The organism is Ornithinimicrobium sp., from assembly GCF_035267225.1.
Classification (GTDB): domain Bacteria; phylum Actinomycetota; class Actinomycetes; order Actinomycetales; family Dermatophilaceae; genus Ornithinicoccus.
Map to the genome: position 1 here is coordinate 1 of NZ_DATFMA010000060.1, position 8,072 is coordinate 8,072.

Annotated in this window: 6 protein-coding genes; 5 read left to right on the forward strand and 1 reads right to left on the reverse strand. The window is 68.8% G+C overall.

Annotation, left to right across the window (positions count from 1 at the left end):
• Positions 1-44: 44 nt before the first annotated feature.
• Positions 45-2,609 (reverse strand): ATP-dependent chaperone ClpB, encoded by a 2,565-nt coding sequence (gene clpB / locus VJ976_RS04950; RefSeq protein ID WP_324099004.1) that lies wholly within the window; start codon positions 2,607-2,609, stop codon positions 45-47.
• Positions 2,610-2,772: 163 nt separating this feature from the next.
• Between clpB and VJ976_RS04955 the strand changes: the two genes are divergently transcribed.
• The 5 genes from VJ976_RS04955 to VJ976_RS04975 form a co-directional block, all read left to right on the forward strand.
• Positions 2,773-3,711 (forward strand): Rho termination factor N-terminal domain-containing protein, encoded by a 939-nt coding sequence (locus VJ976_RS04955; protein WP_324099005.1) that lies wholly within the window; start codon positions 2,773-2,775, stop codon positions 3,709-3,711.
• A gap of 32 nt (positions 3,712-3,743) precedes the next feature.
• Entirely contained in the window at positions 3,744-3,932 is a 189-nt protein-coding gene (locus tag VJ976_RS04960) for a hypothetical protein (RefSeq protein WP_324099006.1), read from the forward strand.
• 565 nt (positions 3,933-4,497) lie between these two features.
• The gene (locus VJ976_RS04965) at positions 4,498-5,952 is read left to right on the forward strand and encodes an FAD-binding oxidoreductase (protein ID WP_324099007.1); all 1,455 of its coding nucleotides are present in this window, start codon (positions 4,498-4,500) and stop codon (positions 5,950-5,952) included.
• Positions 5,949-6,743, forward strand: a complete 795-nt coding sequence (locus VJ976_RS04970) for an SDR family NAD(P)-dependent oxidoreductase (RefSeq protein ID WP_324099008.1) — start codon at positions 5,949-5,951, stop codon at positions 6,741-6,743. Before VJ976_RS04965 ends, VJ976_RS04970 begins: the two co-directional genes overlap by 4 nt.
• A gap of 28 nt (positions 6,744-6,771) precedes the next feature.
• A partial coding sequence (locus VJ976_RS04975; RefSeq protein WP_324099009.1) for an FGGY-family carbohydrate kinase occupies positions 6,772-8,072 on the forward strand: 1,301 nt, incomplete at its 3' end.

Sequence of the window (8,072 nt, forward strand, 5' to 3'; positions counted from 1 at the left end):
GCCCCTCGCGAGCGGTAGCGGCCGACCAGACGGTGGGCAGCGACTCAGCTGAGCGTCAGCGCATCACCGTCTTCGGCCCTGTCCACCGTCACCGTCGAACCGTCGCGCACGCTGCCGTCGAGCACGCCGCGTGCCAGCCGGTCGCCGATCTCGGTCTGGATCAGGCGACGCAGCGGCCGTGCGCCGTAGGCCGGGTCGTACCCTCGCTCGGCCAGCCAGGCCGCTGCGGCGTCGCTCACCTGCAGCGTGATCCGGCGGTCCGCCAGCCGATCACCTAGCATCCGGACCTGCAGGCCCACGATGGTGGCCAGCTCGTCGCGGCTCAGCGCGTCGAAGACCACGACCTCGTCCAGCCGGTTGAGGAACTCGGGTTTGAAGGCGGTGCGCACGGTCGCCATGACCTGCTCGCGCTTCGTGGCCTCCTCCGTGGTCGGGTCGACCAGGAACTGGCTGCCCAGGTTGGAGGTCATGACCAGCAGCACGTTGCGGAAGTCGACGGTGCGACCCTGCCCGTCGGTCAGCCGACCGTCGTCGAGCACCTGCAGCAGCACGTCGAAGGTCTCGGGATGAGCCTTCTCGACCTCGTCGAGCAGCACGACCGAGTAGGGCCGGCGACGGACGGCCTCGGTGAGCTGGCCACCCTCGTCGTAGCCGACGTACCCCGGCGGCGCGCCGACCAGACGTGCGACGGCGTGGCGCTCGGCGTACTCGCTCATGTCGATCCGGACCATGGCCCGTTCGTCGTCGAAGAGGAAGTCGGCCAGCGCCTTGGCCAGCTCGGTCTTGCCGACGCCGGTGGGCCCCAGAAACAGAAACGAGCCGGTCGGGCGGTCCGGGTCGGAGATGCCCGCACGGGACCGGCGCACCGCGTCGCTGACGGCCTGCACCGCGCTGCGCTGACCGATCAGGCGCTGGCCGAGAACCTCCTCCATCCGCAGCAGCTTCGCGGTCTCACCTTCCAGCAGTCGCCCGGCCGGGATGCCGGTCCATGCGCTGACCACGTCGGCAACGTCGTCGCTACCGACCTCGTCCTTGACCATGGGCTCCTGCTCGGTCTTCACCGAGCTGGACTCGGCCTCCTGAGCCTCTTGGAGCTCGGCGGTGGTGGCGGGGATCTCGCCGTAGAGCACTCGCGAGGCACTCGCGTAGTCGCCCTCACGCTGCAGCCGCTCGGCCGTGGTGCGTAGCTCGTCCAGGTGCTGCTTGAGCTCACCCACCCGGTTCAAGCCCGAGCGCTCCTGCTGCCACCGGGCGTCGAGGGCCGCCAGCTGCTCCTGCTTGTCGGCGAGGTCGGCGCGCAACGTGGCCAGCCGCTCCTTGGACGCGTCGTCGCTTTCGGAGGCCAGGTGCAGCTCCTCCATCCGCAAGCGGTCAACCATCCGGCGCAGCTCGTCGATCTCCACCGGAGAGGAGTCGATCTCCATCCGCAGTCGCGAGGCCGCTTCGTCGATGAGGTCGATGGCCTTGTCGGGCAGCTGCCTGCCGGTGATGTAGCGGTCGGACAGTGATGCCGCGGCGACCAGCGCGGAGTCGGCGATGGCCACCTTGTGGTGGGCCTCGTAGCGCTCCTTGAGCCCTCGCAGGATGCCGATGCTGTCGGCCACGCTCGGCTCGCCGACGAAGACCTGTTGGAACCGACGCTCCAGCGCCGCGTCCTTCTCGATGCGCTCGCGGTACTCGTTGAGGGTGGTCGCACCCACCATGCGCAGCTCACCGCGGGCCAGGAGCGGCTTCAGCATGTTGCCGGCGTCCATGGCGCCTTCGCCGCTGGCGCCGGCCCCGACCACGGTGTGCAGCTCGTCGATGAAGGTCACGACGCGACCGTCGCTGGCCTTGATCTCGGCCAGCACCGCCTTGAGCCGTTCCTCGAACTCCCCTCGGTACTTCGCGCCGGCCACCATCGCCCCCAGGTCCAGCGAGATCAGCGTCTTGTCGCGCAGCGACTCGGGCACGTCCCCGGCGACGATGCGCTGGGCCAGCCCTTCGACGACCGCGGTCTTGCCCACTCCCGGCTCCCCGATCAGGACGGGGTTGTTCTTGGTGCGGCGGGACAGCACCTGCACGACCCGCCGGATCTCCGCGTCGCGGCCGATGACGGGGTCCAGCTTGCCTTCACGGGCCGTCGCGGTCAGATCGGTGCCGTACTTGGCCAACGCGTCGTACCCGGCCTCGGGGTCCGCACTGTCGACCCTCGCTCCGCCCCGCATCGCCGGGATCTGCTGCATCAGCGCATCGGCATCGAGGCCGAACGTGGCGTCCTGAGCGAGGGCGGCGAGCAGGTGGTCGGTGGAGATGAAGGTGTCGCCCAGAGTCTTCATGGCCTGATGTGCCTGGTTGAGCGCCGCCAAGGAGGCCCGCGACAGCTGCGGCTGGCCGATGTTCGAGCCGGTGACGGTCGGTATCCCGGCCAGCGCCTGCTGGGCGACAGCGCCGACCTGCCCCGCTGAGGAGCCGACAGACTGCAGCAACGGGCCGGTGGTGGTGTCGGACTGCTCGGCCAGGGCCTTGAGCACATGTGCTGGCTCGACGTGTTGGTGGTTGCCGGCCGCAGCCTCGCGCACGGCGGTGGACAGGGCCTCTTGAGCCTTGGTGGTCAGCTGCAGGTCCATGGTGTGGCGCTCCCTTCCTTCATCGTGTGCGCGGCGGCGCTCTGACGTCGCTATGTCCAACCTAGTCAAACTTGAGTCTATTCCGCTCAACTTCTTGTCATGGAACTCCGTGGGCCCAGGGTCCCCGGTCGCGGGTTCCGTGAACGGGACATACAGTCGGGGCATGTCTCAACCCACCGAAGAGAACACTTCCCGGGGCCCCGCCCGATGGCTCGCGCACAAGGCCAAGGTCGGGCTGACTGAGTTGCCCAGCAACACAGGATGGCTCGTCAAGCAAGCGGTCGCCGGAGGCGGCAACAACGCGCGCCGAGCCGGCGACGAGGTGGCTGGCGCGGCCCACCGGGCCCGGGAGTCGGCCGCGGACACGGTGCCGTTCGGCAAGGACTCCCTCGACGTGCGCATCAAGCGCGCCCAGGATGCACTCAACAGTGCCCGCAAGAGTGAGCAGTCCGCCCTCGAGCTCGCCGAGACTGCGAAGAACCGTGCCGACGACGCCAAGAGAGTCTCCGACGAGGGCAAGCGGCGGCGAAACCAGACCAAGAAGGAAACCGACGCGGACGTCACTCGCGCGGTGAAAGACGCGCAGAAGCGAGCCGAGCAGTTCGTCGCCCAGCAGCGGGCCAAGGCCGAGGCGGAGGCTCAGGCTGCCCTCGAGCAGGTCGAGGACGATGTCGCCGCCCGCAACGAGGAGGCCCAGGGAAACGCGGAGGAGGCCAAGCAGGACGCGGACGAGGCCATCGAAGCGGCCACCGAGCAGATGGCCGAGGCTCGGCGGTTGGCGGATGAAGCGGCCACGCAGGCACGCAAGGCCGCTCAGGACGCCCATCGCCAGGCCCAGGAGCTGGCCGACCAGGCGGACGCACAGGCAGACTCCGCTGACGACAAGGTGTCCGAGATCGGCGACATCGACGCGGACCTGAAGGGCAAGGCCGCAGCGGTCGTCGCAGAGGTCGAGGCCAACACGGCGACGGATGATCTGAGCTCTCACACCAAGCCCGAGCTTCTCGAGATGGCCACCGCTCTCGACGTCGAAGGCCGAACGAGCCTGCGCAAGGACGAGCTGATCACAGCCATCAAGAAGGCCCAGCGGGCCGCCCAGTAGACGCTGGCTCCAGACAAGAGAAAGGGGAGGCCATGTTGTGGCTTTTCAAGAAGGCGCCCGTCGTGTCCAAGAGCCCCGTGGAGCGGGCAGCCGGTGCCGTGGCCAAACGCGTCGACGGCAAGAAGCTGGTGAGTTCGGGCCTCGGCGTGATCGGGAGCCTGGCCAGTGTGACGGCGGCCAGCGCCGCCGTCTCCGCGGTCCGTAAGCGCGAGCTCAGCTGACCCGGCGCGCCATCGGAGCGGGCTCGAGCCGACCTGTCGTGTTCGGGCGCCTTCGGGCCGGGGAGGGCGCGGCGCAAGACCTAGGAAGATCTCGGGGGCCGAGGCAGAACGTTCTCGGATATGACCCGAAGAGTCGGGGGGACGTGATGGTGGCAGACGGTCGAGGTCTCGGGCAGGGTGCCTTCGTCGCCCTCGATCTTTCGGCACGCGTGTTCGGGCTTCGGCTGCTGCGACTCCAGGGGCACGTCGTCCTGACACCGACCCAACCCACCACTTCGGAACAACCCCCGCGCCTTCGTGACGAGCCGGCGTTGGTCAGCTCTCGTCCCCTGGCGCCGCGCCCACCCATGCAGGCAGGACCGTCGCCGACACACGCGCCGACGGCGTCGTTGCACCACGCGCGTCGGCTCGTGCAGGAGTCCGAACGCTCTCTGGTCGAGACGCGGGCGTCGGACGCCGGACTCACCTCGCCCTGAAGGGCGCCTGTCGAGCCCGACGCCATGTCCGTACTCTCGGCTATGTGCGCGAGCTGTGCGTACACCCGACCTTTCGATGGGACCACGTCTTGGCTACCAGCACCGAAGGCCGCCTCTCCCGCCAGGAGATCGTGGAGGCCTGCACGACCATGCTCGGCGCCGATCGCGTGCTGACCGACGAGCAGACGCTGAAGGACAACAGCGCTGACCGCTACTACAAGGTCGACAACCTCTTCGGCTCCTATCCACTGCCGCTGCCCGCCGCGGTCATCCAGCCGTCCACCGCACAGCAGGTGGCGCAGATTCTCGTGTTCGCGGACACGCACGCGGTCCCCGTGGTACCCAAGACCGGCGGCAGTGCGACCGAGGGTGGCCTGGAGACGGTCGTGGAGGACTCCGTCGTGGTCGACGGGTCCGCCATGGACCGCATCCTCGAGATCAACACTGAAGACATGCTCGCCACCGTCCAGTGCGGGGTCGGGCTCGAGCGCCTCGAGACCGAGCTGCGGCGGCAGGGGTACACGACCGGTCACTCGCCGCAGTCCAAACCCCTGGCCCAGCTCGGCGGTCTCGTGGCCACCCGCTCCATCGGGCAGTTCTCCACCCTGTACGGGGGGATCGAGGACATGCTCGTGGGGGTGGAGACGGTCTTTCCCAACGGTGAGATCTGCCGGATCAAGAACGTCCCCCGGCGCGCGGCCGGGCCGGACATCCGCCACCTTGTGCTGGGCAACGAGGGCGCCCTGAACTTCATCACCGAGGTGACGGTGAAGATCTACCGGTACTTCCCCGAGAACCACCGGTACTACGGCTACCTGCTCGACGACATGCGCCAGGGTCTGAGCATCCTGCGCGCCGTCGTCACGCAGGGATACCGCCCCTCGGTGGCCCGCCTGTACGACCCCGAGGACGGCCAGCCCCACTTCGGCAGCTTCTCCGGCGGTCGCTGTGTGCTGGTCTTCGTCGCGGAGGGCCCGGAGCGCCTCGCCGCCGCCACCGGCGAAGGGATCGAGGAGGTCGTCGCCGGTTTCGATGGGGTCGACCGGGTTGACGACGCCGTGATCGAGCAGTGGTTCACCCATCTCAACTGGGACGTCAGCAAGCTCCAGGAGGAGCGCGCGGAGATCCGGGAGACCCTGGTCAACGGGTTCACCACCGAGATCTCCGGCAACTGGAGCGTGATCGGCGACATCTACGAGAATGCCCTGGCCCGTATCCGTCGAGAGATCTCCGCTGAGTTCATCCTTCTGGGTGGCCACTCCAGCCACAGCTACCTCAACGGCACCAATATGTACTTCGTCTACTACTACAGGATCGACGTCGACCCCACCCTGGAACGCGCCACCTACCACGACCCGATCCAGAACATCATCGTCGAGGAGACGCTCAAGCTGGGCGGGTCGATGTGCCACCACCACGGCGTCGGCAAGCACCGCACGCACTTCCTCGCCGAGGAGTACGGCTCGTCGCTGTACATGTTGAACACGCTGAAGTCGGCCTTCGACCCTCGGGGCACCATGAACCCAGGGACGATCTGGCCATGAGCACCGCGGATGCTGACGTCGCGTCGTTCGGCCCGGACGCCTTCTCCCTCGACGGGCGGACGGCCATCGTCACCGGCGGCAACACCGGTCTGGGCCAGGCGTTCACGGTGGCCCTGGCCAGCATGGGCGCCGACGTCCTGGCCGCGGGCATGACGTCCGACGACAGCACCACCCGCCAGCTCGCCGAGGCACGAGGGTCGCGGTACGCCTTCATGGAGGCCGACATCACGGCCCAGGGGGCGCCCCGGTCGGTGGTCGAGCGCTGCCACGCAGAGTTCGGTGACGTCGACATCCTCGTCAACTGTGCGGGGCGGGTGACCAACGAGCCCGAGGTGCTCAGCTTCACCCGGCAGGAGTGGGACCCGATGGTGGCGCTGAACCTCACCGCCGCGTTCGAGATGTCGCACGAGGTCGCCAAAGACATGGTCCCCCGGCGCAGCGGGAAGATCATCAACGTCTGCTCGGTCTTCTCCTTCCTCGGCGGACGCTGGTCGCCGGCGTACGCCGCCACCAAGCACGGCATCGCCGGGCTGACGAAGGCCTACTGCGACGAGCTCGCCCCGTTCGGAGTCCAGGTCAACGGGATCGCCCCCGGGTACTTCGCCACCCCGTTGACGGCGGACACCCGCGCCGACGTCGGTGCCTCCCAGCGGGTGGTGGACCACATCCCGGCGGGCCGGTGGGGGCACAGGCAGGACCTCATGGGGGCGGCAGCGTTCCTCGCCGGGCGTGCCTCCGACTACGTCAACGGCCACATCCTCACCGTCGACGGCGGGTACCTGGTGCGATGAGCAGCAGCGAACACCAAGGACGGCTGCCATGACGCAGACGTACCTCGTCGGGATCGACGGCGGGTCGCAGAGCTCGAAGGTCACGATCTTCACCGCCGAGGGCCACGTGGTGTGCGAGGCCTCCCAACCACTGGCGCCCATGCACACCCCGCGCTCCGGAGTCGCCGAACATCCGGACGACGACCTGTACGACTCCGTCGTGGTCGCGGCGCGGCGTGCGGTCGCGCAGTTCCCGGGCGACCTGGCCGACGTCGTCGGGATCGGCCTGTGCACCATCCGCTGTTGCCGGGCCCTGGTCCGCGGTGACGGAACCCTCGCCGCCCCGGTGCAGAGCTGGATGGACGACCGCCTGTCCCGTGCCTACGACCCGGACGGCAACCCCGAGGTCGCCTACGTGACGACGTCGTCGGGCTACCTCATGGGGCGGTTGACCGGTGAGCGGTCCGACACCGTGGCCAACTACATCGGCCCGTGGCCGGTGGACGTGCGGGCCTGGGACTGGTGTTCCGACCCTGAGACGTTCGACGCCTTCCAGGTCCCGCGCGAGATGCTCTACGAGCTACAGATGCCCGGACAGGTCGGTGGCCACCTCACCCCAGCGGCCGCCGACCTCATGGGACTGCCGGCAGGTCTTCCGGTGGTGCACACGGCCAACGACAAGGCGACCGAAGCGCTGGGCGCGGGGCTGGCAAGCCGCGGGGGGCTCGTCTCGTTGGGCACCTACATCGCCGGCATGGTCCTCGGGGAGGAGTACGTCCCCAGCTCGGAGCACTTCTTCACCAACTTCGCCGCCGAGCCCGGCCGCTACCTCTACGAGAGCGGCGGCATCCGCCGCGGCATGTGGACCGTGACCTGGTTGAAGGACCTGGTGGGCGCCGAAGCCAGGCTCGCGGCCGAAGCGGCCGGGCTCAGCGTCGAGGACCACCTCAACGCGCTCGCGGCCGCGGTCCCGGCCGGCTCCGACGGCTTGCTCTGTGTGCTGGACTGGCTGGCCCCGCCCACCGAGCCGCACAAGCGGGGCATGTTCCTCGGTTTCGACGAGCGACACGGATACGCCCACATGTACCGCGCCATCCTCGAAGGCATCGCCCTGCGGATGAGACTCACCATGACCGCGATGGAACGCGAGCTCGACTCGCCCATCGAGTGGCTGACGGTCTCCGGAGGCGGCTCGCACAGCGATGTCGCCATGCAGATCTTCGCGGACGTCTTCGACATGCCCGTGCGCCGCAACACCGTGCGCAACGCCGCTGGGCTGGGGGCCGCGGTGTGTGCCGCCGTTGCGTGCGCGGTCCACCCCAGCGTCGAAGAGGCGACCCATCGCATGGT